Genomic DNA, 25404 nt, shown 5'->3' with positions numbered 1-25404 from the left:
GTTGACATTCCGCTCGGCATCGTCCATATTTCTCCGCATGTCGAACCGTCACGCCGCCGCGAGCGCCGCCCTTGAGCTGGCGCTCTTCGGCGTGACCGCGCTCTGCGTGGCCGACATTCACTGTCGCTGACGCCCGCCCCCGGCGAGTGCGTCGCGTTTGCTTCGTTTTCTCGGCTCCGCCGAATTTCCCCCTGCCCTGCGCCTGAACCGCCTCCGTGCGGTGCGCGCGGCCGGGTCCGGCAGGCCCGCAGTCGCATTCCCCGTGCCTCGCCCCGGGTGGGCTCTCGCGAATTCCTGACTCTTTACTCTTCGCTTTCCGAGAGGCACTCCGATGCGTCTGCGTCGTCAGAAGTCCGTCATATCCCGCCGCGCGGCAACGGCATCCGCCAGCCTGGTCGTCCTGGCCGTCGGCGCCGCCGCCTGCGCGGGCCCGGACGGCAAGAACGAGGCGGGCGGCGGCGGCAAGCCCCGGCAGGGCGGCACGCTCACCGTCCTCAACAGCAGCCCGCAGAACGACTTCGACCCGGCGCGCCTCTACACCTCCGGCGGCGGCAACGTACCGAGTCTCGTCTTCCGCACCCTGACCACGCGCAACCGCGAGGACGGCGCCGAGGGCACCAAGGTTGTCCCGGACCTCGCCGAGAGCCTCGGCAAGCCGAGCAAGAACGCCACGGTGTGGACGTACAAGATCAAGAAGGGTCTGAAGTTCGAGGACGGCTCGCCGGTCACGACCAAGGACATCAAGTACGGCATCGAGCGTTCCTTCGCCGCCGAACTGTCCGGCGGCGCGCCCTTCCTGCGGGACTGGCTCATCGGCGGCGACAAGTACCAGGGCCCCTACAAGGACAAGAAGGGCCTGGACTCCGTCGAGACGCCGGACGACCACACCATCGTCTTCCGGCTGAACAAGCCCGTCGGCGACTTCGACTACGTGGCCACGCAGACCTCGTTCGCGCCCGTCCCGAAGGCCAAGGACAAGGGCACCAAGTACGAGGAGCACCCGTACTCGACCGGCCCGTACAAGGTCGTCAAGAACAGCGGCGACGGCGAGCGGCTGCAGCTGGAGCGCAACCCGCACTGGTCCGCGAAGACCGACGCCGAGCGCAAGGCCTACCCCGACAAGATCGACGTACGCTCCGGTCTCAACTCGTCCGTCATCAACCAGCGGCTCTCCGCGGGCCAGGGCGACGACGCCGCCGCGATCACCACCGACACCAACCTCGGGCCCGCCGAACTCGCCAAGGTCAGCGGCGACAAGAAGCTCGCCGCGCAGGTCGGCACCGGCCACTTCGGCTACACCAACTACCTCGCCTTCAACCCGAAGGTGAAGCCGTTCGACGACCCGAAGGTCCGCCAGGCCATCGCCTACGCCGTCGACCGCACCTCGGTCATCAACGCGGCCGGCGGCTCCTCGCTCGCCGAGCCCGCCACCACGTTCCTGCCGAACCAGGAATCCTTCGGATACACGAAGTTCGACCACTTCCCGGCGGGCGCCTCCGGCAACGCGAAGAAGGCCAAGGAGCTTCTGAAGGAGGCCGGTCACAAGGACGGCCTGACCATCACGCTCACGCACTCCAACGACAAGAACTTCGAGACCAGCCCGGAGATCGCCACCGCCCTCCAGGACGCCCTGAAGAAGGCCGGGATCACCGTCAAGCTCCAGGGCCTTGAGGACAACGACTACGAGGACAAGGTCCACGACGCCAAGGACGAGCCCGGCCTGTTCCTGGCCCACTGGGGTGCCGACTGGCCCTCCGGCGGCCCCTTCCTCGCCCCGATCTTCGACGGCCGCCAGATCGTCGAGGACGGCTACAACTTCAACTCCAGCTTCCTGAACGACAAGTCGGTCAACCAGGAGATCGACGAGATCAACAAGCTGACCGACCACGCCGCCGCCGCGAAGCGCTGGGGCGCCCTCGACAAGAAGATCGGCGCCAAGGCCCTGAACGTGCCGCTGTTCCACCCGGTCTACAAGCGGCTGTACGGCAAGGACGTCAAGAACGTCGTGATCAGCGACTGGACGGGTGTCCTCGACATCTCCCAGGCAGCGGTCAAGTAGCCGGAACCCAGCACGGATTCAGGTCGTTCCATGAGTGAGACCCTCCTGGCCCCGGAGACCTCGGGGGCGGACGTCAGCGCGGCGTCCGCCCCCGCCTCCGGAGCCCGTCAGTTCTGGCGGCGGCTGCGCACGCAGCGCGCCGCCCTCGTCGCGGCGGCCGTCGTCGCCCTGCTCGTCCTGGTGGCGCTCGCCGCGCCCCTGCTCACCGCCCTGGCGGGCCAGGACCCCACCACGTACCACCCCGACCTCGTCGACTCCGCCCGTGGCGGCGTGCCCGTCGGCTCGTTCGGCGGGATCGACGGCGACCACTGGCTCGGCGTCGAACCGCAGACCGGCCGCGACCTGTTCGCCCGGCTCGTGTACGGCGCCCGGGTGTCCCTCGGCGTCGCCGTCGTCGCCACCGTGCTGCAGGTCGCCCTCGGTGTCGCCGTCGGGCTCGCCAGCGGGCTCGGCGGGCGCTGGCTCGACCAGGCCCTCAGCCGCGCCACCGACGTCATGGTGGCGCTGCCCCTGATGGTCCTCGCGCTCGCGCTGCTCGCCGTGGTGCCGAGCGGCTTCCCGCGTCCGGTGCTCGTCGCGCTGGTCATCGGGTTCGTCGGCTGGGGCGGGATCGCGAAGGTCGTGCGCGCCAAGACCATGTCGCTGAAGTCGCTCGACCACGTGGCGGCGGCCCGGCTCAGCGGCTGGGGCGGGGTGCGGATCGCTCGCCGTGAGCTGCTGCCCGCGCTCGCCGCACCCGTCATCACGTACGCCGCGCTGCTCGCCCCCACGAACATCACCGTCGAGGCGGCCCTGTCCTTCCTCGGCGTCGGCGTGAAGCCGCCCACCGCGTCCTGGGGACAGATGCTCACCTCGGCCGACGTCTGGTACCAGGCGGCCCCGCAGTACCTGCTGCTGCCCGCCGCCGCGCTGTTCGTGACCGTGCTCGCGCTGACCGTCCTCGGCGACGGGGTGCGCACGGCGCTCGACCCGCGGGCGGCGTCCCGGCTGCGGATCGGCACCGGCCGGAAGCGGGAGGACGGCTCGTGACCGCGACCGCCCCCGCCCCCGCCAAGTCCCTCGGGCCCACCGGCGGGTTCGGCGGCCTCCTCGGTCTCCTCGGCGGCGGCTTCACCGGCTTCGTCGTACGCCGGGTCCTCGGCGTCGTCGTCACGCTCTTCGTGCTGTCGGCTCTCCTCTACGCCGTCTTCTACGTAGCGCCCGGCGACGTCGCCCAGATCACCTGCGGCCCGCGCTGCTCGCCCGCCCAGGTGCAGCAGGTCTCGGACCAGCTCCGGCTCGACGACCCGCTGTACACGCGGTACGTGGACTTCCTGCGCGGCATCTTCGTAGGCCACGACTACTCCACCGGCACCGGCGTGCTGCACTGCGACGCGCCCTGCCTCGGCCTGTCGTACCAGACCGACCAGCAGGTCACCGAGCTGATCCTGAACAAGGTGCCCGTCACCGGCTCGCTCGCCCTCGGCGCGATGGTGCTGTGGCTGATCCTCGGCGTCGGCACCGGCGTCCTGTCCGCCTGGCGGCGCGGCCGTCCCACCGAGCGGATCCTGACCGCCGTCACCCTCGCGGGCACGGCCACGCCCGTGTTCGTGATCGGCCTGATCCTGATGATCCTGGTCTGCGGCCAGCTGCAGTGGCTGCCGTTCCCGCAGTACGTGCCGTTCACGGACGACCCGCAGCAGTGGGCGTGGAACCTGCTCCTGCCCTGGGTGTCGCTCGCGCTCATCGAAGCCGCCAAGTACGCCCGGCTGACGCGCGCCTCGATGCTGGAGACGCTCGCCGAGGACCATGTGCGGACCTTCCGCGCGTACGGCGTCAAGGAGCGGTCCATCGTCGGGCGGCACGCCCTGCGCGGCGCGCTCGCCCCCGTCATCGCGCTCACCGCCAACGACTTCGGGTCGATGTTCGGCGGCGCGCTGCTCACCGAGACGCTGTTCGGCCTGCCCGGGCTCGGGCGCGAACTCGTGCACGCGGTCCGGGTCGTCGACCTGCCGGTGGTCGTCGGCATGGTCATGGTCACCGGCTTCTTCGTGGTCCTCGCCAACGCCGTCGCGGATGTGCTGTACGCGGTGGCCGACCGACGGGTGGTGCTGTCATGAACCCCGACCAGAGCCTCGTCCACGTGGACGGGCTGACCGTCGAGTTCGGCGACGTGCGCGCCGTGGACGCGGTCTCCTTCACGCTGGCGCGCGGCGGGGCCCTCGGCCTCGTCGGCGAGTCGGGATCCGGCAAGTCCACCGTCGCGTCCGCGCTGCTCGGGCTCCACCGGGGCACGGGCGCCCGCGTGACGGGCTCCGTACGCGTCGGCGGCACCGACATCGGCGCGGCCACGGACGCCGAACTGCGCAGGCTGCGTGGCCCGGTCGCCGCGATGGTCTTCCAGGACCCGCTGTCCTCACTGGATCCGTACTACGCGGTGGGCGACCAGATCGCCGAGGTGTACCGGACGCACTCCAAGGTCTCCCGGCGCGCCGCCCGGGCCCGGTCCGTCGAGGTGCTCGACCGCGTCGGGATCCCCGACGCGCCGCGCCGCGCCCGGTCCCGGCCGCACGAGTTCAGCGGCGGCATGCGGCAGCGCGCCCTGATCGCCATGGCGCTCGCCTGCGAGCCGGAGCTGCTCATCGCCGACGAGCCGACGACCGCCCTGGACGTGACCGTGCAGGCGCAGATCCTCGACCTGCTGCACGGCCTTCGCGAGGAGACCGGCATGGGTCTGCTCCTGGTCACGCACGACGTGGGGGTCGCGGCGGAGAGCATCGACGACGTGCTCGTCATGCGGCACGGGCGGGTCGTCGAGAGCGGGGGTGTCGCCGATGTCCTGTCGGCGCCGCGGGAGGCGTACACCCGACAGCTCCTCGGCGCCGTGCCCCGGGTGGACGCCGTCCGCGAGGAGCGCACCGGCGACCTGGGCGACGTGGTCGTCGAGGCCGACGGGCTGCGGCGGGAGTTCGGCCGCGGCAAGCGGGCCTTCGCGGCCGTCGACGGGGTCTCGCTCAGCGTGCGGCGCGGCGAGACGCTCGGCGTCGTCGGCGAGAGCGGCAGCGGCAAGACCACCCTCGGCCGGATGCTCGTCGGCCTCCTCGACCCCACCGCCGGGCAACTCCGCTACGGGGGTGCGGAGAAGCAGGGCAAGGGCGTCGTGCCGGGCGTGCAGATGGTGTTCCAGGACCCCGTCTCCTCGCTCAACCCGCGCCGCTCGGTCGGGGAGTCCATCGCCGATCCGCTGCGGGCGCGCGGCGACCGCGACGAGGACGCGATCCGCACCCGCGTCCGCGACCTGATGACGCGGGTCGGCCTCGACCCCGCGCACTACGGCCGCTACCCGCACGAGTTCAGCGGCGGCCAGCGGCAGCGCGTGGGCATCGCCAGGGCGCTCGCCGCCGAGCCCCGCCTCATCGTCTGCGACGAGCCGGTCTCCGCGCTCGACGTCACCACGCAGGCGCAGGTCACGGCGCTGCTCGCCGAACTGCAGCGGGAGTTGGGGCTGGCCCTCGTCTTCGTCGCGCACGACCTTGCGGTGGTACGTCAGGTCAGCGACCGGGTCGCGGTGATGCGGCGCGGCCGGATCGTCGAGTACGGGACCGTGGACGAGGTGTACGGCTCGCCGCAGGACCCGTACACCCGGCAGCTGCTCGCCGCCGTGCCCGCGCTCGACCCGGCGGCGGCACAGGAGCGGCGGGCGGCGCGTCGGCGCGCGGCAGCCGACGCACGGGCGGCGCGCGCGGCGGACACGGATGGCTCAGCCAGCGCAGGGGGCACAGGGAGTGCTGAGGGTGGCGACGGCGGCGGCACCGGGAAGGAACTGGCCGCAGCGTGACACTCCGTGAGGACGCGTGGGGTGCATTCTTTGTTCTTGCGGCTTTTGCTGCGCTGTAAGCCTGTCGTACGTCCGCTATAGCGCGACGGAACGCTACCGGCGCAGGAAAGTTACGGCTCTTCACCCCTTTTGGTGGCGCGATGGACAACCGTCCGTCGCGCCACCGTCATGTCCGCATACGTTCGTCCCGCTGCGAGCCGCCGGTCCAACGGCGGCTCCCCATATGGGAGATCGGGGGTGCACGCGTGCGCATAGGACTGCTTACGGAGGGTGGTTATCCGTATGTGGACGGTGAGGCCAGGCTCTGGTGCGACCGGCTCGTGCGCGGGCTCGGGCAGCACGAATTCGACGTGTACGCGCTGAGCCGCAGCGAGCGACAGGAGGCGCGGGGGTGGGTGGCGCTGCCGCCGCAGGTGCGGCGGGTGCGGAGCGCCGCGCTGTGGGGAGCGGGGGGTGCCGCGGCCGGGAGTGCGGGTGAGGCCGGTGCCGGGTCGGGGTCCGGCGGTGGCTCCGGGGCCCGGGTCGGCTCGGGCGGTGGTTTCGGTTCCGGCGGTGGTTCCGGGTTCGGCTCCGGTTCCGGGCTCGGTTTCGGGTGGCGGGCGCGGCGGCGGTTCGCCGAGGGGTTCGGTGAGCTGGCGCGGGCGGTGTGTGCGGGGGAGCGGGACAGTTCCGGTCAGTTGGCGGACCGTTTCGGCAGTGCGTTGTACGGGCTCGCCGACCTCGCCCGTACGTCAGGAGGCTTGAGCGGTGCCCTGCGCTCCGAGGCCGCCGTGCGCGCCCTGGAGAGCGCCTGCCGCGCGCCGGGCACGTTGCGTGCCGCGCGCGCCGCCCGCGTACCCGACCTGCTCGCCGTCGCGGACCGCCTGGAGCGCGTGCTGCGCCCGCTGTCCCTCGACTGGTACGGCGACGACGAACTGGGCGCGGTCGACGTCTGCCACGCCACGGCGGGCGGCGGTGCCGCGCTGCCGGGGCTCCTTGCGAAGCACTTCGCGGGGGTGCCGCTGCTGGTCACCGAGTACGGGGTGCAGTTGCGGGCGCACTATCTGGCGGGTGCGGGTGCGGGTGCGGGTGCGGGTGCGGGTGCGGGTGCGGGCTCCGGGGCCGGAGTTGGCGCCGGTGGCGCGGTCGGGGCTGGGGCTGGCGCGGGTGCCGGTGGTGACGCGGGCGGGGACGCGGGGCTCGCCGCGCCCGCGCGGGCCCTGCTCGCCTCCTTCCATGGCCGCCTGGCCGCCGAGGTGTACCGCCAGGCCGCCCTCATCACCCCCGGCAACGCGCACGCCCGCCGCTGGCAGGAACGGTGCGGCGCGGACCGGTCCAAGCTGCGCACGGTCTACCCGGGGCTGCCCGCGGGCCGCTTCGGCGAGGTCGGCGAGCGCGAGGACCCGGGCGAACCCGAGACCCTGCTCTGGGTCGGCCGGGTCGAGCCGTCCAAGGACCTGATCTCGCTGCTGCACGCCTTCGCCGAGGTCCGCAAGGAGGAGCCCAAGGCGCGCCTGCGCATAGTCGGCGCCCTCGCGGACGGGCCCGAGGCGGCCGCGTACCTCGCGCACTGCCGGGCCCTCGCCGCCCAGCTGTTCCCCGACGAGGCGGACGGCGCGCACGCGGTCGGCGACAACCCCGTGTCCTTCGAGGAGATCGGCGGCCCGGAGCTGCCCGACCTCCCGGACGCGTACGCGGCGGGCGGTGTGGTCGTCCTGTCCAGCGTCGTCGAGGGCTTCCCGATCAGCCTCATCGAGGCGATGCTCTGCGGCCGCGCGACCGTCTCCACGGACGTCGGCGCGGTGGTGGAGGTCATCGGCGGTACGGGACTCGTGGTGCCGCCGCGCAATCCGCGGGCGCTCGCGCAGGCGTGCGTGGCGCTCCTTCGCGACCCCGAGCGCCGTGCGCGCCTGGGGGCGGCGGCGCGGGCACGGGCCCTCGAACTCTTCACCGTCGAGCAGAACCTCGCAGCATTTAACGGCATTTACCTGGAGATCGTCTCGCACTGCCCGGTCCGCCGCGAGGCCCTGAACGAGGCGGGCGAGCCCGTGCCGTTCGCGCATCCCGCGGAGGCGTCGGTGCCGGGCCGGTGGGCGGTCGGCGGTGCGGTGCCCGCGGGGGCGGACGGGGCGCCGGACGCGAGGGCCGGGGCGGCCGGTGAGTCCGGGGCGCCCTGGCCGGTCGGTGCTCCCGGCGCGTCCGCGTCCGCGCCGAGCTGGGTCGCGGCACGCCAACAGGGCGGCGGGCGGCCCGGGTTGGGACTCGGCTTCAGGGAGGCGCTGTCATGACGGGGCGGTCGGAACGGTCAGTGGACGTGCCTCGGGCGCCGGGTGGCGCGGGGGGCTGGGACGCGCGGTCGGAGGAGCTGGCGGGTGCGGCGGTGCCGGACGGGGCGGCGCCGGGCGCGGCTGTTCCGGGCGATGCGGTGCTGCGCGCGGCTGTTCCCGGCGAGGCGGCTCCCGGCGGCCCGCCAGCCCCCGTACAAGGCCCGGTGCACCTCCCCGTACAAGATCCGGCGCCGACCCCCGTACGGAGTCCGGTGCCGACCCCCGCACCACGTCCGGTGCCGACCCCCGGACACGACCGGGCGCAAGCCCCCGCACCGGCCCCCGCCCCCGGCCCCCGCCGAGGCCCCGCCGACCCGGTGAAGGCGCTCATGCACCGTCACCGCGAGCTGTGCGAGCGGGCCGTGGACCCGCTGGAGATCGCGGCGGGTCTGGAGGCGCACGGCGTCACCGACCGGACGGCCGCGCGGTTCCGGCACCGCGACGTGTTCGCGCTCGCGGAGGAGATGTACGCGCGCGTGCCGCAGGACAGCGCGGAATGGGACGCCCTCGCCGACGACACCCGTGCGGTACGCGGTGACACGGCGGCCCACGTCCCGCCCGGGTGGGCCGTGTTCGCGCTGCTCCCCGGAGTGGCCTGCGCGCTCGCTGTCGCGGGGCTCGGCCTGGTCGACGGGCGCCCGCGCCTCGCGGTGGTCCTCGGCGGCGCCCTCGCCGTGGCGGCGGCCGCGGGGATCGCCCTGCGGTACGGCCCGCTGCGCGCCGCCCTGCCCGCCACCCGCGCCACGCACACCTGGGTGTGCTGGCTCCTCGCCTACGCCCTGCTCGGTGACGGACTGCTGCGGGCGACGGCGACGGACGGCGGACCCGACGGACCCTGGCCGCCGTCCGCCGCCGTCGCTCTCGTCCTCGCGGGCGCCGTCGCCCCCGGGACCTGGTGCGCGCGGCTCTTCGCGGTACGGGCGGGCGGCAGGCTCGGCGCCAGCCGGGGCCTCGCCGAATTCGCCGCCTCCGTACGGCCGTTGCTGATCGTCGTGTTCACGCTGTTCCTGTGCGCGGTCGGCGCCCTGGTCACCGGCGTCGGCGCGCTGCCCGTGCCGGGCCCGGGCGCGGCACTCTCGGCCGCCGGGGCCGGTGCGCTGGCCGCGCTCCTGTGGCTCGGCCGGATGCTGCGCGCCCACGGCTCGCGTCGTGCGCCCACCCTCGTGTACGCCACGGTAGGCGCGGCGCAGGCCGCGGCGCTGGCCCTGCTGTTCGCGGGCCGCCTGCCGGGCTGCGGGTTCCTGGCCGCGCCGGTGGAGGGACTGGTCGAAGAGGTGGGGACAGGAGCGCTCGCTGCCCTCACGTGCGCCACGGGCGCGGCGGTGCTCCTTGCGCGCGCGGTCCGGGTCCTCGGGCGGGCCTCCGCCCACGCCGCGGCGGAGGGGACCCGATGAGCGCCACAGCCCCGGCCGACGCGGCCGACAGAGCCGGCACCCGCACCCCAACGGGCGCGCGCACCCTCGCGCGTACGTCCGCAGGCACCCGCACTCGCGCGCGTACCTCCGCAGACACCTGCACCCCTGCACGTACCTCCACGGGCACCCGCACCCCTGCGCGTACCCCCACAGGCACCCGCACCCCCGCACCCCCAGCGGCGGCCCCCGAACCCCCGCCCCCCCTAGCCGTCCAGCCCCTCCAGACCTCAGCCCGCGAAACCCGCGAAGAACCGCGAAAGCCCGCGAACTTCCACGCACTTCGCAACACCCAGAAGGAGAAGCCCAGATGACCACCCCCACCTTCCGAGCGTCCGTCCCGGGAGCCGTCCGATGAGGGTGCTGCTGATCGGAGCCAACGGCTATCTCGGCCGCTTCGTCGCCGACCGGCTGCTCGCCGACCCGGCGGTGCAGCTCACCGCGCTCGGCCGGGGCGACGACTCCGACGTACGGTTCGACCTCGCCAACGGCAGCCCCGGCGCGCTCACCCGCTTCCTGGACGCCGTGCACCCGGGCGTAGTCATCAACTGCGCCGGCGCCACCCGCGGCGGCGCCCGCGAACTCACCCGGCACAACACCGTCGCCGTCGCCACCGTCTGCGAGGCCCTGCGCCGCAGCGGCTGCGGGGCCCGCCTGGTGCAGCTCGGCTGCGGCGCCGAGTACGGCCCGAGCCAGCCCGGCTCCTCGACCGCCGAGGACGCCGTGCCCCGGCCCGGCGGCCCCTACGGCGTCAGCAAGCTCGCCGCCACCGAACTCGTCCTCGGCTCCGGCCTCGACGCCGTCGTCCTGCGGGTGTTCTCGCCCACCGGGCCGGGCACCCCGGCGGGCTCACCGCTCGGCCGCCTCGCCGAGGCCATGCGGCGCGCCATGCAGTCCGGCGACGGCGAGCTCAAACTCGGCGGACTCGGCGTCCAGCGGGACTTCATCGACGTACGCGACATCGCCCGCGCCGTGCACGCCGCCTCCCTCTCCGCCGCCCAGGGCGTCGTCAACATCGGCTCCGGGCGTGCCGTGCGGCTGCGGGACGCGGCGGCCGTCCTCGCGCGCGTCGCGGGCTACGGCGGCGCGCTGCACGAACTCGACCAGCCCTCCGTCCGGCCCGTCATCGGCCACCCCCGCGCCGATCCCGACCACGCGGGCCCGACCGCGTACCCCTACCCCGACGGCTGCGGCAGCTGGCAGCAGGCCGACGTGCGCACCGCGCGCGACCGGCTGGGCTGGCGGCCCCGCATCAACCTCGAAGAGTCCCTGGCCGACATCTGGATGGAGGCGGCATGCCGCATCTGAGCAGCACGGCCACCGGCGTCGCCCAGACCGACGTACGCGTCGGATTCGGCGTCCCCGGCTTCGCCCACCCCCTGCTCGCGCCCACCGAATGGGCCGAACTCACCCGCCCCGGCACCCCTTTGCACTGGGTTGTCCTGAATGTCGACAATGGTCCGGGTGACCGGCCCGACCCGCGCTGCCTGGAAGCGGCGGGACGGCTGCGGAACGCCGGGGTCCGCGTCCTCGGCCAGCTCGATGTGACCTACGGCGCACGCGGCTTCGGCGAGCTGATCTCCGACGCCCACCGCTACCTCGACTGGTACCTCGTCGACGGCTTCTTCCTCGGCCGCTGCCCCACCGAACGCACCGCCCTGCCGGAGGTCGCGCGCACGGTCACCACCCTGCGCGCCCTCCTGCGGGACGGGCCCGACGACGGCCACATCGTGCTCGGGCACGGCACCCACCCGCACCCCGGATACGCCGACACCGCCGACCAGTTGGTGACGTTCGCCGGACCCTGGAGCGACTACCGCTGGTCCCAGGTCGCCGAGTGGACCGCCGACCACCCGCCCGAACGCTTCTGCCACCTCGTCCACGGCATGCCGCTCGGCCACCTCGACGAGGCCCTGCGCGTCGCCCGCTGGCAAGGAGCCTCGACGATCTACTTCACCGACCGCACCGACACCGGCCCGGTCGGCGACCCCTGGGAGTCGCTGCCCGGTTACTGGGACGAGATCGTCTCGCGGGTCGGACCAGGTGTCTCGGAATGAAGATGGCCATGGCAGTGTTACCAGGAGAACTGATGTCCCCCAGCCCGGCCGCGGCGGGGTCGGGGGACCCCGATCGCACTTCCGACCAACGGAGTCCCCGTGTCGCTGCCACCCCTGGTCGAGCCAGCATCTGAGCTCACCGTCGACGAGGTCCGCAGGTACTCCCGCCACCTGATCATCCCCGACGTCGGGATGGACGGGCAGAAGCGGCTGAAGAACGCCAAGGTGCTCTGTGTGGGCGCCGGCGGCCTCGGGTCACCGGCGCTGATGTACCTCGCGGCGGCGGGCGTCGGCACCCTCGGCATCGTGGAGTTCGACGAGGTCGACGAGTCGAACCTGCAGCGCCAGATCATCCACAGCCAGGCCGACATCGGCCGCTCCAAGGCCGAGTCCGCGAAGGACTCCGTCCTCGGCATCAACCCGTACGTGAACGTGGTCCTGCACGAAGAGCGGCTCGAGGCCGAGAACGTGATGGACATCTTCAGCCAGTACGACCTGATCGTCGACGGCACGGACAACTTCGCCACGCGCTACCTGGTCAACGACGCGTGCGTGCTCCTGAACAAGCCCTACGTGTGGGGCTCGATCTACCGCTTCGACGGCCAGGCCTCGGTCTTCTGGTCCGAGCACGGCCCCTGCTACCGCTGCCTGTACCCGGAGCCCCCGCCCCCCGGCATGGTCCCGTCCTGCGCCGAGGGCGGCGTGCTCGGCGTGCTCTGCGCCTCCATCGGCTCCATCCAGGTCAACGAGGCCATCAAGCTCCTCGCGGGCATCGGCGAGCCGCTGGTCGGCCGCCTGATGATCTACGACGCCCTGGAGATGCAGTACCGCCAGGTCAAGGTCCGCAAGGACCCGAACTGCGCGGTCTGCGGCGAGAACCCCACCGTCACCGAGCTCATCGACTACGAGGCCTTCTGCGGCGTCGTCTCCGAGGAGGCCCAGGAGGCGGCGGCCGGTTCGACGATCACTCCCAAGCAGCTCAAGGAGTGGATCGACGCCGACGAGAAGATCGAGATCATCGACGTCCGGGAGCCGAACGAGTACGAGATCGTCTCCATCCCGGGCGCCAAGCTGATCCCGAAGAACGAGTTCCTCATGGGCACCGCCCTGGAGACGCTCCCGCAGGACAAGAAGATCGTCCTGCACTGCAAGACGGGTGTCCGCAGTGCGGAAGTCCTCGCCGTGCTCAAGTCCGCGGGCTTCGCGGACGCGGTGCACGTCGGCGGCGGCGTGATCGGGTGGGTTCACCAGATCGAGCCCGAGAAGCCGGTCTACTGAGTCTGTCGTTCGCGCTGTCCGGGCCCCGCTCACCTTCTCCGGTGGGCGGGGCTTTCGGCTGCCCGGGACTTGGCCGGGGTCCGGGCCGGGGCCGGGGCGCGGGTGGGGGCCGGGGTCCGGGCCGGGGACGTCAGGACTCGCACACCTTGTTGTCGTCCGGGACCTTGCCGTCGAGCAGGTAGTCGTTGATGGTGCCGTCCACGCAGTCGCTGCCGTTGCCGTACGCCCCGTGGCCCTCGCCCTTCCACGTCAGGTGGACGCCGACGCCCTTGCCCAGCTCGTCCGCCATCTTCCGCGCGCCCTCGTACGGCGTCGCCGGGTCGCCGGTGTTGCCGACGACGAGGACGGGGTCGGCGCCGGGGGCGCTCACCTCCGGGCTGTCGTGCAGCCCGGCCACCGGCCACTCGTGGCACCAGCCCGCCGTGTCCCAGCCCATGAACGTGCCGAACAGCGGGGATATCTCGCGGAACCGGTCGAGCCGCGCCTTGGCCTGCTCCGGCGTCGGCCGCTCCTTGCCGTCCCGGCAGGAGATCGCGCGCTGCGAGTGGCTCTGGGTGCTGTAACGCCCGGACGCGTCCCGCTCGTTGTACGCGTCGGCGAGCTGCAGCAGGGCCGCGCCGTTGCCCTTCTCCGCCTCCTCCAGGGCGTTGGTCAGGGCGGGCCAGGTCTGCTTGCTGTACAGCGTGACCGTGATGCCGGTCGTCGCCAGGGACTCGTTCAGCCTGCGGTCGGTGCCCGTGGGCAGCGGCTTGGTGTCGATGCGGCGCAGCAGGTCGACGATCTTCTTCGTGCCCGCCTTCGGGTCCTGGCCGTTGGCCTTCAGGTAGTTGTCGAGGGCGCGCTGGAAGCCGCGCGCCTGGTTCTCGGCGTGGCCCACCGAGCCCGCCGTCGGGTCCACCACCGCGTCGAGCGTGAGGCGGCCGACCTTCTTGGGGAACAAGTGGGCGTACGTACCGCCGAGTTCGGTGCCGTACGAGATGCCGAAGTAGTGCAGCTTCTCGTCGCCGAGGACCTGGCGCAGCACGTCCATGTCGCGGGCGGCCTCGGCCGTGGAGACGTGCGGCAGCAGCTTCTTCGCGGACCGCGCGCAGCCCGCTCCGAAGGCCGCGGCGTCCTTGAAGTACGCCTTCTCCTCGGCCGGGGTGTCCGGGGTGAGGTCGGTCTTCTCCGCGGCCTGGGTCTCCTGGTCGCTGCGACAGCGCACGCCCGCGCTGGCGCCCACCCCGCGCGGGTCGAAGCTCACCAGGTCGTACCGCTCGCGCAGCTTGCCGTACGAGTCGGCGAAGGACGGCAGCATGGAGACGCCGGAGCCGCCCGGGCCGCCGAAGTTGAACAGGAGCGAGCCGATGCGGTCGCCCTTGCCGGTGGACTTGGCGCGGATCAGCGCGACGCCCATGGTCTCGCCGTCCGGCTTCTCGTAGTCCAGCGGGACCTTGAGGGTCGCGCACTGCCACTCGTCGCCCGGCGCCGGATCGCTGCCCGCGGCCTTGCAGCCGCCCCAGTCGAGCTTCTGGGTCGTGACGGCGGCGGGCAGCGTGGACGAGGGGTCGGGCCGCGGCGCCGGGTCGGCCCCGGTGGGCGCGGGACGCTTCCCGTCGGCGCTGTCCTGGTCGTCGTCGGAACCACCGCATCCCACGGCGAGCCCGGCCACCAGAATCCCTGCGGCGGCCAGAGCTGCTGACCGTACGAAACGCGGCATGACGCTTCCCCCCTCGGAAGGCAGTCAGGCCATAGTAGGCACGGCCACTGACAAGGGCCCGGGCGGGCGGTCCGGAGCCCTTGTGCAGGTGGGGCGGAGGCCTTGTGAGGGCCCGCGGCCGGTCAGAGGCCGTGGCCGGTCGGGAGCTGCCGCTGGTCGGGAGCCACCGTCGGTCAGGAGCACACCGTGCCCGCCTTCGGCACCGTGCCGTCCAGCAGATAGCCGTCCACGGCGCCCCGCACGCACTTGTTCTTGCTGTCGTACGCCCCGTGGCCCTGGCCCTTGTACGTCAGCTCGACGCCGACGCCCTTGCCGAGGGCGTCCACCATCTTGCGCGCGCCCTCGTACGGTGTGGCCGGGTCGCCGGTGTTGCCGATGACGAGGACGGGCGCCGCGCCCGACGCGCTCACGTCCGGGTGGTCGGCCTGGCCGTCGACCGCCCAGTCGGCGCAGTTGACCATGCCCCACGCCAGGTAGTCGCCGAACAGCGGCGAGGCCTTCCGGAACTCGGGCAGCTTCGCCTCGACGTCCGCGGGGGTGTAGCGCGGCTTGTCGTCGGCGCAGTTGATGGCGACGTTCGCGGCCTGGATGTTGCTGTACTCGCCGTTCTCGCTGCGCCCGTTCATCGAGTCGGACAGGAACATCAGCATCTTGCCGTCGCCGTCGTAGGCCGCTTCGAGGCCCTGAGCGAGGTAGGGCCAGTAGTCCTTGGAGTACAGGGCCTGCGCGATGCCGTTCGTCGCCGCCGTCTGCGTCAGCTCGCGCGGCGGCATCGCGGGCAGCGGCTTGCTGTCGAGGTCCTTCAGCAGCCCCGCGATGCGGTCCTTGACGTCCTGCTCGTCGTCGCCGACGGGGCAGTCCTCGACCTGCGACGTGCAGTCCTTCGCGAAGTTGTCGAGCGCGAGCTGGAACCCCTTGGCCTGCCCGAGCGAACCCTGTTCCGCCGTCTCCGTGGGGTCGACGACCGCGTCGAACACCGCGCGGCCGACCTTCTTGGGGAACAAGTGGGCGTACACGCCGCCGAGTTCGGTGCCGTACGAGATGCCGAAGTAGGACAGCTTGTCGTCGCCGAGCACCTGGCGCATCAGATCCATGTCGCGTGCCGCGTCGGTGGTGCGCACATGGGGGAGCACCTTCTTGGAGTTTTTCTCGCACGTCCCGTTGAACTTCGTGACGCCGTCCATGAGCTGCTTGCGTTCCGCCGCGTCGTCGGGCGTCGAGTCCTGCTGGAAGTACGCGTCGAGCTGCTCGTCGTCCTCGCACTTCACGCCCGCGCTGCGGCCGACCCCGCGCGGGTCGAAGCTCACCAGGTCGTAGCGGGTGCGCAGCTTCTTGTAGTCCGAGCCGAACGCGGGCAGCGTGGTGATGCCCGAGCCGCCGGGGCCGCCGAAGTTGAAGATCAGCGAGCCGATGCGCTTGTCCTGGTCGCCGCTCGTCTTCGCGCGGATCAGCGCGATGTCGATGGTGTCGCCCTTGGGCTCGTCCCAGTCGAGCGGCGCCTTCATGGTGGCACACTGCCACTCCGCGCCGCCGGGCAGCGGCGAGGGCGCCTCACCGCCGCCCTCCGCGGCGGACGGGGCCGGGCAGTCCTTCCAGCTGAGCTTCTGGTCCGGCAGGGCCTCGTCCGAGGAGTCGGAGTCCGAGTCGCCGCACGCCGCGAGCGCGGCGGTCAGCAGGACGGCGGTGGCGGCCATGGCCTTGGCACGCGGCGGGAGCTTGGGCATGGCTCCATCCTGCGGGGGCGGCGGGCGGGGCGCTCGGGACACGGGCCGTGCGGGTGACCTGCCGGTCCGCGCGGGGCCGCCGGTCCGCCGGGTCCGTTGGTCCGGGCGGGGCCACGGTCTCCGTAGGTCCCCGCCCCCAAACAGCCCTCTACGTAGACCGTGCCTACAACAGGCCCTTACGGGTGAGGTGGTTGAAGAACAGCCACCCGGGGAGCACCGGCAGCCACAGGGTGAGCAGTCGGTACAGGAGCACCGCGGGCGCCGCCACGTCCTTCGGCACGCCCACCGCGATCAGACCGACCGTCAGGGTCGCCTCGACCGCGCCGACGCCGCCCGGGGTGGGTGCCGCCGAGCCGAGCGCGTTGCCCGCGAGGAAGACCACCGCGACGCTGGCCAGGCTCAGGGTGCCCATCTCCTCGCTGGCGAAGGCCCGCACCGAGGCGTCCAGACAGAGCACGAAGAGGAACGTCAGGAGCAGCATCCCGCCGATGCCGGTGAGCAGCTTCTGCGGCCGCTGCAGGACGTCCAGCATGCGCGGCACGACACCCGCGAACAGCGATCGCACGCGCGTGACGACGAACTTCCGCAGGAACGGGATGGCGGTCACCACCAGGACGAGCACCGCGACCGTCAGCAGGCCCGCGATGACCGTACGGGACGGTGTCAGCGTCGGCGTCTTCTGCGTGCCGGTGACGTAACCGAAGATCAGCAGCAGCAGGATGTGCGAGCCGAGGCCGAAGAGCTGCGAGGCGCCGACGCTCGCCACCGCGAGCCCCGAGCGCACCCCCGAGCGCTGGAGGAAGCGGGTGTTGAGCGCCACACCGCCGACCGCCGCGGGCGCCACGATCTTCACGAACGACCCGGCGACCTGCGCGGACACGGCCCGCAGGAACGGCACCCGCTCCGGTACGAAGCCCAGCAGGCTCATCGCCGCGGCGAAGTAGCTGAGCGCCGAGAACGCCACCGCGGCGGCCACCCAGCCCCACTCGGCTTCGCCGACGATGGTGCCGAAGTCGATGTGCGTGAGCTGGGACAGCAGGAAGTACGCGCCGAAGGCACCGGCGATGAAGCTGATCAGCGTCCGCGGCCTGATGCGTTCGAGCTGTGCCGGCTCCACGGGGGCCGTCGGCCGGATCAGCAGCACCTGGTGGCGGATCTGCGTGAGCAGGTCCTCCTCGCGGGCCTGTTCCAGGCCCTCGTCCACGGCCTGTTTCTCGGCCTGCTTCTCCGCGCGCAGGGACTTGCGGGCGGCGATGGTCTCGGTCTTGCGGGCGGTGGCGGGGTCGTCGGTGTGGGCGGTGGCGGGTTCTGCGGTCGCGACGGCCTCGGTGCCGGCCTCCGCGGCCTCGGCCTCCAGGCGGGCGGCCTTCGCCTTGCGCGAGGCCTCCAGGACGGCGTCCCGCTCCCGCTGGGCGCGTTCGCGGGCCCGCTTGCGCAGCGTCCCGCGCGTGGAGCGGGTCAGCGCGATCGGCTGGAGCAGCGGCAGGCAGTCCGCCACGGCGTCCGGGCCGAGGACCTCGACGGCCGTGGCGACCGCGCGCTCCGCGCCGACCCGCAGGCCGAACGCCGTCAGGAGCTGGGCGATGTCCATGCGCAGCACCAGGTCACCGGCCGCGATCTCGCCGCCCCGCAGATCCGTCAGGATCACCGTGCCGGAACGATCCACCAGGATCGCGTCACCCGTGAGCCTGCGGTGCGCGATGCGCCGCGACTGGAGTGCCTTGACCTGCCGCCAGGTGCCGCGAAGGAGGTCGTCGGTGAGGGCCGAGTCCGGCAGCGAGTCCAGCGAGCGGCCGCCCGTGTGCTCGTACACGAGGATCACGGCGTCCGGGCCGAGCTCGGAGGTGGCGATCAGCTTGGGCGCGTTCGCACCGGCCGCGATCGCCGCGTACGCGAGCAGGGCCTCCTGCTCCAGGGCCTGGCGCAGCGACTGGAGGCTGCGGCGCTGAGTGATGCCGCGCAGCGTCAGCCTGCGCCACACCCGGTAGAAGAAGCCCTGCGCCTGTTGCTCGCGGTCGATGACCGTGACGTCCAGGGGCGGGCCGTCCTCCAGCGTCACGAAGTAGCGTCTGCCGCGGTTGTCCTGGTCGGAGGCGTCGCCGGACTCCTCACGGGCCGCGCTCACCGGCCGGAAGCCCACGTGCCTGAGGCCCGCGAGCAGCGTCTGCCCGGTGGGCTGCACGTTCGGCGAGCCGACGGCGTACAGCGTGCCGTAGGCGACGGTCCAGCCGATGAGCACCGTCAGGATGATCGAGAACGGTGTCGTGTTGCCCGACACCAGCATGGTGAACGCTTCGAGCAGCAGCACCACGAGCAGGACCACGCGCCAGCGCGGCCTGCGGGACATGCCCACGGCCGTCATGTACGCGATGACCGGCGCGAGGTAGCCGTGCACCGGGTCCGTGAGCGAGTGGATGTCACCCGGCGAGGGCTGGGTGAGGGCGTCCTGGATGGACTCCGGGGCGGCCTTGGCCACCCACAGGTCGGTGGCCAGCGTCACGCCGTGCGCGAGCACGGCCGCGAGGACCCCGTCCGCGATGCGCAGCCCGTCCCGTTTGATCAGGCGCTCGATCGCGAACGCCACCGGGACGAGCAGCACGCCGATGCTCGCGGTGAGCCCCGCCAGCTTCATCAGCAGGTCCGGGGGTTCGCCCGTGCCCGCGTTGATGTCCTGCTCCAGGCCCGACGTCGTGCCGTGCGCGAACGCGGAGATCAGGAGCAGCGCGGCGATCGCCAGGATGCCGACGAGCAGCCGCATGAGGTCGGAGGGGCGGTGCACGCGCGCGGGGAGGAGGGGTTCGTCGCCCTCCACGCGTTCGGTGGGCAGGCCCTCGTCGACTTCGGCGCAGTCGTGGGCGGCGGGGTCTTCGGCGCCGGGCTCGGCGGGCGGGTCCCCGGCCGTGTCCGGGGGTGGCGACTGCTCGTCGTGGGAGGTGCCGGGCTTGTCGGCGGACGTGCCGTGCGGCTTGTCCTCTGACGTGCTGTGCGGCTTGTCGACGGGCGTGCCGTGGGACTTGTCGGTGGGCGTGCCGTGCGACTCCAGGACCCGCTCATCGGTGTCCGGGCGCGCCGTGTCCGCAGAGGTGCCAGCCGTCTTGTCGGAATGCACGCCCTGCTGCTCCGTCGCCTCTTCTTGATCTCGTATCACCAGTCACCGCCCGCACGATGGTGGCATGCCGCGCTGACAACGGGGGTCATCAGGGGGCAATCCGGGGGCGCGAAACGGTCACGATTTGCCACTTCGTCCCTCGTCGCACGCCCTACCGCACCCTCTGTCGCGCGGCCGTCACGGTGTCGGTGCCATGCGGCAGGATGGGCCGGATGAGCGAGGAGAGCCGACCGGAACCGGAGCTGCTGGACCACTCCGACGTGCCCCAGTACCCCGAGTACGCGGAGCGGGTCCTGGATGCCGCGGAGCGCATCCCCCCGGGCCGGGTGATGACCTACGGAGACGTCGCCGAGTGGCTGGAGGAGGGCGGCCCGCGCCAGGTCGGCCGGGTGATGGCGCTCTACGGCGGCGCGGTGCCGTGGTGGCGCGTGGTGCGCTCGGACGGCGTGCTGCTGCCGGGCCACGAACTGCGGGCCCTGGAGGCCTACCGCGCGGAGGGCACACCGCTGCGGGAGGCGGGCCGCGCGTCCGAGCGGAGCCTGCCGCGCCTGGACATGCGCAGGGCGCGCTGGGACGGCGGCGCGGCGGACGTGGCTCCGGAGGCTCACACCTGACAGCTTCCGGCACGCGCCGCCCGGGCGGCGGCCCGGTGGCCCGTACGGGGGAAGCCACGCGCCTCGCTCATCCGCTGGCGTAGCGTCGACAGCACGCATTCACACTCACCCCGCAGCTGGCACGCAGCCGCACCTCGACCCGTACACCCACCAGGACCGGCGAACACGTGAGCTCCCTTTCATCCGCCCGGCACGCCCGGCACCCGTCGCACCCTCGGGTACGACAGGGGACTCCGGGTGCCTATCGGCTGGTGCGTACCCCGCCGGTCCTCACGGATCCCCCTCAGCTGGACGCACGGCAGCGCTCGGTGGTTGACCACACGGGCGGTCCGCTGCTCGTTCTCGCAGGTCCGGGCACCGGCAAGACCACCACCCTGGTGGAGGCGGTGGCCGCGCGGGTGGCCAAGGGGACCGATCCCGAGCGCGTCCTGGTGCTCACGTTCAGCCGCCGCGCCGCCGTCGAGCTGCGCGACCGCATGGCGCACCGCATCGGCGCCGCCGACGCCCCGCAGGCCACCACGTTCCACTCGTTCTGCTACGCCCTCGTCCGCGCCCACCAGGACGCCGACCTCTTCGTGGAACCCCTGCGGCTGCTCTCCGGACCCGAGCAGGACGTGGCCGTACGCGAACTCCTCGCGGGCCAGACCGAACTGGCGCGCGACGGCCTGGCGCGGGTGCGCTGGCCGGACGAGCTGCGCGCCTGCCTGACCACGCGCGGCTTCGCCGACGAGGTCCGCGCGGTGCTCGCGCGCAGCCGCGAACTGGGCCTCGGTCCGGCCGCCCTGGACGCCTTCGCCCGGCGCGGCGGCCGGCCGGACTGGCGCGCGGCGGCGGCGTTCCTCGCCGAGTACCTGGACGTGCTCGACCTCCAAGGGGTCCTCGACTACGCCGAGCTCGTGCACCGCGCGGTGCTGCTCGCCCGCCGCCCCGAGGTCGCCCGGGCGCTCGCCGCCCAGTACGACGCGGTCTTCGTGGACGAGTACCAGGACACCGATCCCTCGCAGGTGCGGCTGCTGCACGCCCTCGCGGGCGGCGGGCGCGATCTCGTCGCCTTCGGAGACCCCGATCAGTCGATCTACACCTTCCGGGGCGCCGACGTGAACGGCATCCTCCGGTTCCCGACGGACTTCCCGCGCGCGGACGGCACCGAGGCGCCGGTCGAGGTCCTCACGTCGTCCCGCCGTTCCGGGGCGCGACTCCTCGCGGCCACCCGCCTCATCACCGCCCGCATGCCGCTCACCCGCCTGCCCGCGGCGAAGGTGCGCGCCCACCGGGAGCTGACGGCCGTCAGGGACGGCGGCCGCGTCGACGTCCGTACGTACCCCACGGCGGGCACGGAACTGGACAACATCGCCGACATCCTGCGCCGCGCGCACCTGGAGGACGGCATCCCCTGGAGCGAGATGGCCGTCCTCGTCCGCGCGGGCGCCCGCAGCATCCCGTCCCTCCGCCGCGGCCTCACCGCGGCGGGCGTCCCCCTCGACATAGACGGCGACGACATCGCCCTGCGCCACGAGCCCGCGGTGACCGCCCTGCTGACGGCGCTGCGGGCGGTGGCCCGGGCGGAGTCGGGGGAGGGCGTGGGGGAGCCTGACCCGGAGCTCACCGCCGAGGGGCACGAACCCGCCCCGGCGGGGGAGGGAGCGGGGGAGTCCGACCCCGAGTCTGCCCCCGAGTCTGCCCCCGAGTCCGCCCCCGACGGCCACGAACCCACCCCGGCGGAGGACGGCGAAGGAGCAGAGGAATCCGCCCCGGAGCCCACCGCCGACGGCCACGAGCCCGCCCCCACGACGCCCACGCCCGCCCCCACCACCCCCGCCTGGCTCGACACCGAGACCGCCATCACCCTGCTCACCTCTCCCCTCGCAGCCATGGATGCCGCCGATCTGCGGCGGCTCGGCCGGGCCCTGCGCGAGGAGGAGCGGGCCGCGGGCAACCACGTCCCGCCCCCCTCCGACGAACTCCTCGCCCGCGCCCTCGCCGAGCCGGAGCGGCTGATAGCGCACGACCCCTCGTACGCGAAGGGAGCCCAGCGCCTCGGCGAGCTCCTGAGCCGGGCCAGGAAGCGCCTCGCGGACGGCGGCACCGCCGAGCAGGCCCTGTGGGACCTGTGGTCCGGCACGCCCTGGCCGAGGCGCCTGGAGCGCACCGCGCGGCGCGGCGGCGCGGCCGGCCGCAACGCCGACCGCGACCTGGACGCGGTGTGCGCCCTGTTCGCGACCGCGGCCCGCGCGGAGGAGCGCAGCGGCGGGCGCGGCGCCCTGAACTTCCTCGACGAGATCGAGGCGCAGGACATCGCCGCGGACACGCTCACGCGCCGCGCGGCGCGCCCCGACGCCGTACGCCTGATGACGGCACACCGCTCCAAGGGCCTGGAGTGGCGGCTCGTGGTGGTCGCGGGCGTCCAGGAAGGCCTCTGGCCCGACCTGCGCCGCCGCGGCTCCCTCCTGGAGGCCGACCGCATCGGACGCGACGGCATCGCCGAGCCGCTGACCCCGGGAGCACTCCTCTCCGAAGAGCGCCGGTTGTTCTACGTGGCCGCCACGCGCGCGCGGGAACGACTCGTCGTCACCGCCGTCAAGGCGCCCGCCGACGACGGTGACCAGCCCTCCCGCTTCCTCACCGAACTCGGCGTCGAACCGAAGGACGTGACCGGCCGCCCGCGCCGCCCGCTGTCCGTCTCAGCGCTCGTCGCGGAGCTGCGCGCCACCACCGTCGACCCGCACGCGTCGGACGCCCTGCGCGAGGCCGCCGCCCAGCGCCTGGCCCGACTCGCCGCGCTCAGCGACGCCGACGAGCGCCCCCTCGTGCCGTCCGCGCACCCGCACCGCTGGTGGGGCATGTTCGAGCCGACGGCGAGCGCGGTGCCCCTGCGGGACCGCGACCAGCCGGTCGCCCTCTCCGGGAGCGCGCTCGACCAGCTCGCCAACACCTGCGCCCTGCAGTGGTTCCTGGGCCGCGAGGTGAAGGCCGACGCCCCCGCGACCGCCGCCCAGGGCTTCGGCAACGTCGTGCACGTCCTTGCCGACGAGGTCGCCTCCGGGCGCACGCCCGCCGACCTCGACGTCCTCATGGCACGCCTCGACTCCGTCTGGGACGCCCTCGTCTTCGACGCCCCCTGGAAGTCGGACCAGGAGAAGGAGCACGCGCGCGTGGCGCTCGAACGCTTCCTCCAGTGGCACGTCGGTTCGGGCCGCACCCCGGTCGCCAGTGAGCACGACTTCGACGTGACGCTCGAAGCGGGCCCCTACGAAGTGCGCGTACGCGGCTCCATGGACCGAGTCGAGCGCGACGGCGAAGGCCGTGCCTACGTAGTGGACTTCAAGACCGGCAAGCAGGCCCCCAGCGCCGCCGACGTCGACCGCCATCCGCAATTGGCCGTCTATCAGCTCGCCGTGCGCGAGGGCGCCGCCGACGACGTCTTCGAAGGCGTACGCCCCGACGTGGGCGGCGCGGAACTGGTCCAGCTCCGCCAGGGCGCCGCCAAGAAGGACGGCGGCGACGCGCTGCCCAAGGTCCAGGCCCAGGAGCCGCTGTCCGGCGACTGGGTCGGCGACCTGCTCGCCACGGCGGCGGGCAAGGTCCTCGACGAACGCTTCACGCCCGTCACCGGCCAGCACTGCACGCACTGCGCCTTCCGCGCCTCGTGCAGCGCCCGCCCGGAGGGCAGGCAGATCGTGGAGTGATCCCCAACTATCTTCAACAAGTTCAGCCTGCAAGGTAGTTGAGGCGGGCTGCATTACTTCAAGTTGAACGCCAGCCTGCATGCGTAGTTGGCATGAGAGCCCCCTTGACCCTCAAGGCGACTAGCTCTGTCTCGCACTGTGCCCGATAGATCGGCCAGCCTGCCACCGAATCCTTTTTATGCCCCTTTGTGCACGCCTTCTTCGCCTTCGGGCCGACTATGTACTTGAAATCCTTGAGGTATCGCTCGCAGCTCCAAGGTGTGGCTGACACTGGAGCTGCCGTCGCGATCGGCGCAATTGCGGCGCCCGCAACCATGCTGGTCGCCACCAAAACCCGCTTCATGCTCAGTGGCTTCATGCGACTCCCGTCGATGTCTATTCTGCCAACTGCTGGTGATACTGCCTGTTTTGACAGGATGTGAGTGGATCTTGCCTGTGAGTGTGGCGGGGGTTCCAAACAGCGCATGATGGAGCCAGCCTCCCCCCGGCTCGTGTCGTCACGTGGCAGCTCTTGGCTTCGGCGCCTGTCAGGAGGCTGGCGGCAAGGAGTCTCGGTCGTCGGCTTCGGTGGTTGCCCGCTTGGGCGCGGGAGTCGTTGGCCTTCGGCGGCCCAGCCGCAGTGCTGTCCGGCAGCCGTAAGGGCCTCGACGCGCTTCGCGCCTGCGACCGGCCAGCACTCACCTTCCGCGCCTCGAACCGCGCCCGCGCGGAGGCCCGCCATGTCGTGGACGATGGCTGCGTTGCGGGCGCGAGTGGCCAACTTCACGTCTCATGGTCCGTGCTCATAGCAGCCGCACAAGCCATCTAGAGTCGCCGTCGAACTGAATGGCTTTGTGCGAGCTGAATGGCTTTGTGCCCGAGACACCTTTCTTAGGAGATACGCAAATGGCAGCCAAGCGGAACCTTCTGGCAGCGGCAGCCGCCTGTGCCGTCGCGGTCGTCGGCATCACGGGCTGCAACGACGACGGCGACAAGGACCCCTTCAAGGGGATGAGTGCAGACAAGATCGCGCAGAAGGCCATCACCGCCTCGAAGGGCGCGGGCTCCTTCAAGGTGTCCGGAACGGGCAACGAGAACGGCAAGGCGGTCAAGGTCGACTTCGCGGTCGCCAAGTCCGAGGACTGCCAGGGCAAGACGCGCTCCGCGACGGGGGGCACCGGCGAGATCATCGTGTCCGGCGGCACCTCGTACATCAAGGGCGATGACAAGTTCTGGGAGAACGCCACGCGCGGCTCCTCCATGGGCGACAAGGTCAAGGGCCGCTGGATGAAGCTGCCTGAGGGCCAGGAGAACCGGACGTGCGACAAGGACGTGATGTTCGAGTCCACGAAGCTCAAGGGCCTCAAGCGGGAGAAGGACACCGAGGTCGACGGTGAGAAGGTGGCCGTCCTCTCCCGGGCCAAGAACGGGAAGGTCGTCACGTACTACGTCGCCATGGACGGCAAGCCGTACTTCCTGCGTATCGACAAGAAGGACAGCGACGGCCCGGCCAAGATGACCTTCAGCGACTACGGGTCCCCCGTCGCGGTCAAGGCCCCGCCGGCCGGCCAGGTCGTCGAGCAGAAGGACCTGATGGGTTCCTGACCCGACGGGCCGTGTGACGGCGGCCACGGACGCGCGCGGCGACGGACGAACCTGTCCCG

Annotated in this window: 16 protein-coding genes; 13 read left to right on the top strand and 3 right to left on the bottom strand. The window is 72.6% G+C overall.

Going from position 1 to position 25404, the window contains the following annotated elements:
* Positions 1–37 precede the first annotated feature (37 nt).
* From IE274_RS40315 to moeZ, 10 genes are all read left to right on the top strand, one after another.
* Positions 38–130: an Ms4533A family Cys-rich leader peptide gene (locus IE274_RS40315; protein ID WP_372447270.1), complete on the top strand. Its 93-nt coding sequence runs from the start codon at positions 38–40 to the stop codon at positions 128–130.
* Between the two features lie 201 nt (positions 131–331).
* Positions 332–2059, top strand: a complete 1728-nt coding sequence (locus IE274_RS05785; protein WP_190114473.1) for an ABC transporter substrate-binding protein — start codon at positions 332–334, stop codon at positions 2057–2059.
* A gap of 30 nt (positions 2060–2089) precedes the next feature.
* Positions 2090–3088, top strand: a complete 999-nt coding sequence (locus IE274_RS05780; protein WP_190114472.1) for an ABC transporter permease — start codon at positions 2090–2092, stop codon at positions 3086–3088.
* Positions 3085–4158, top strand: coding sequence for an ABC transporter permease (locus IE274_RS05775; RefSeq protein WP_268255555.1), 1074 nt, complete (start codon positions 3085–3087; stop codon positions 4156–4158). Before IE274_RS05780 ends, IE274_RS05775 begins: the two co-directional genes overlap by 4 nt.
* Positions 4155–5876, top strand: a complete 1722-nt coding sequence (locus tag IE274_RS05770; protein WP_190114471.1) for a dipeptide ABC transporter ATP-binding protein — start codon at positions 4155–4157, stop codon at positions 5874–5876. The genes IE274_RS05775 and IE274_RS05770 overlap by 4 nt, the downstream gene beginning before the upstream one ends.
* Before the next feature lie 245 nt (positions 5877–6121).
* Positions 6122–8143, top strand: a complete 2022-nt coding sequence (locus tag IE274_RS05765) for a glycosyltransferase (protein WP_190114470.1) — start codon at positions 6122–6124, stop codon at positions 8141–8143.
* Between the two features lie 368 nt (positions 8144–8511).
* Positions 8512–9576: a hypothetical protein gene (locus tag IE274_RS05760; protein WP_229909303.1), complete on the top strand. Its 1065-nt coding sequence runs from the start codon at positions 8512–8514 to the stop codon at positions 9574–9576.
* A gap of 372 nt (positions 9577–9948) precedes the next feature.
* Entirely contained in the window at positions 9949–10902 is a 954-nt protein-coding gene (locus tag IE274_RS05755; RefSeq protein ID WP_190114468.1) for an NAD-dependent epimerase/dehydratase family protein, read from the top strand.
* A complete protein-coding gene (locus IE274_RS05750; RefSeq protein ID WP_190114467.1) occupies positions 10890–11651 on the top strand; it encodes a spherulation-specific family 4 protein in 762 nt (253 codons plus the stop codon). The genes IE274_RS05755 and IE274_RS05750 overlap by 13 nt, the downstream gene beginning before the upstream one ends.
* A gap of 99 nt (positions 11652–11750) precedes the next feature.
* The gene (moeZ, locus tag IE274_RS05745; protein ID WP_190114466.1) at positions 11751–12929 is read left to right on the top strand and encodes an adenylyltransferase/sulfurtransferase MoeZ; all 1179 of its coding nucleotides are present in this window, start codon (positions 11751–11753) and stop codon (positions 12927–12929) included.
* Between the two features lie 130 nt (positions 12930–13059).
* Here the strand turns inward: moeZ and IE274_RS05740 are convergent, their stop codons facing one another.
* The 3 genes from IE274_RS05740 to IE274_RS05730 form a co-directional block, all read right to left on the bottom strand.
* Positions 13060–14628 carry an alpha/beta hydrolase gene (locus IE274_RS05740; protein ID WP_190114465.1) on the bottom strand — a complete coding sequence of 523 codons (1569 nt, stop codon included), beginning with the start codon at positions 14626–14628 and terminating at the stop codon, positions 13060–13062.
* A 173-nt stretch (positions 14629–14801) separates the two neighbouring features.
* Positions 14802–16352, bottom strand: a complete 1551-nt coding sequence (locus IE274_RS05735) for an alpha/beta hydrolase (protein WP_190114464.1) — start codon at positions 16350–16352, stop codon at positions 14802–14804.
* Between the two features lie 163 nt (positions 16353–16515).
* On the bottom strand, positions 16516–19500 hold the full coding sequence (locus IE274_RS05730; RefSeq protein WP_190114463.1) for a lysylphosphatidylglycerol synthase transmembrane domain-containing protein: 2985 nt from the start codon (positions 19498–19500) through the stop codon (positions 16516–16518).
* 173 nt (positions 19501–19673) lie between these two features.
* On the opposite strand from IE274_RS05730, the gene IE274_RS05725 reads away from it, so the two are divergent.
* The 3 genes from IE274_RS05725 to IE274_RS05715 all read left to right on the top strand — a co-directional run bounded on the left by IE274_RS05725 (position 19674) and on the right by IE274_RS05715 (position 25345).
* The gene (locus IE274_RS05725; protein WP_307822195.1) at positions 19674–20075 is read left to right on the top strand and encodes an MGMT family protein; all 402 of its coding nucleotides are present in this window, start codon (positions 19674–19676) and stop codon (positions 20073–20075) included.
* A gap of 251 nt (positions 20076–20326) precedes the next feature.
* Entirely contained in the window at positions 20327–23761 is a 3435-nt protein-coding gene (locus tag IE274_RS05720) for an ATP-dependent helicase (protein ID WP_372447269.1), read from the top strand.
* Between the two features lie 885 nt (positions 23762–24646).
* Positions 24647–25345: a hypothetical protein gene (locus tag IE274_RS05715; RefSeq protein ID WP_190114460.1), complete on the top strand. Its 699-nt coding sequence runs from the start codon at positions 24647–24649 to the stop codon at positions 25343–25345.
* Positions 25346–25404: the final 59 nt, after the last annotated feature.

The sequence above is a fragment of the Streptomyces flavofungini genome, from assembly GCF_014650815.1.
Lineage (GTDB): Bacteria > Actinomycetota > Actinomycetes > Streptomycetales > Streptomycetaceae > Streptomyces > Streptomyces flavofungini.
The sequence above is the reverse complement of the archived record's forward strand: the minus strand, read 5'-3'. Positions and strand labels throughout refer to the sequence as shown.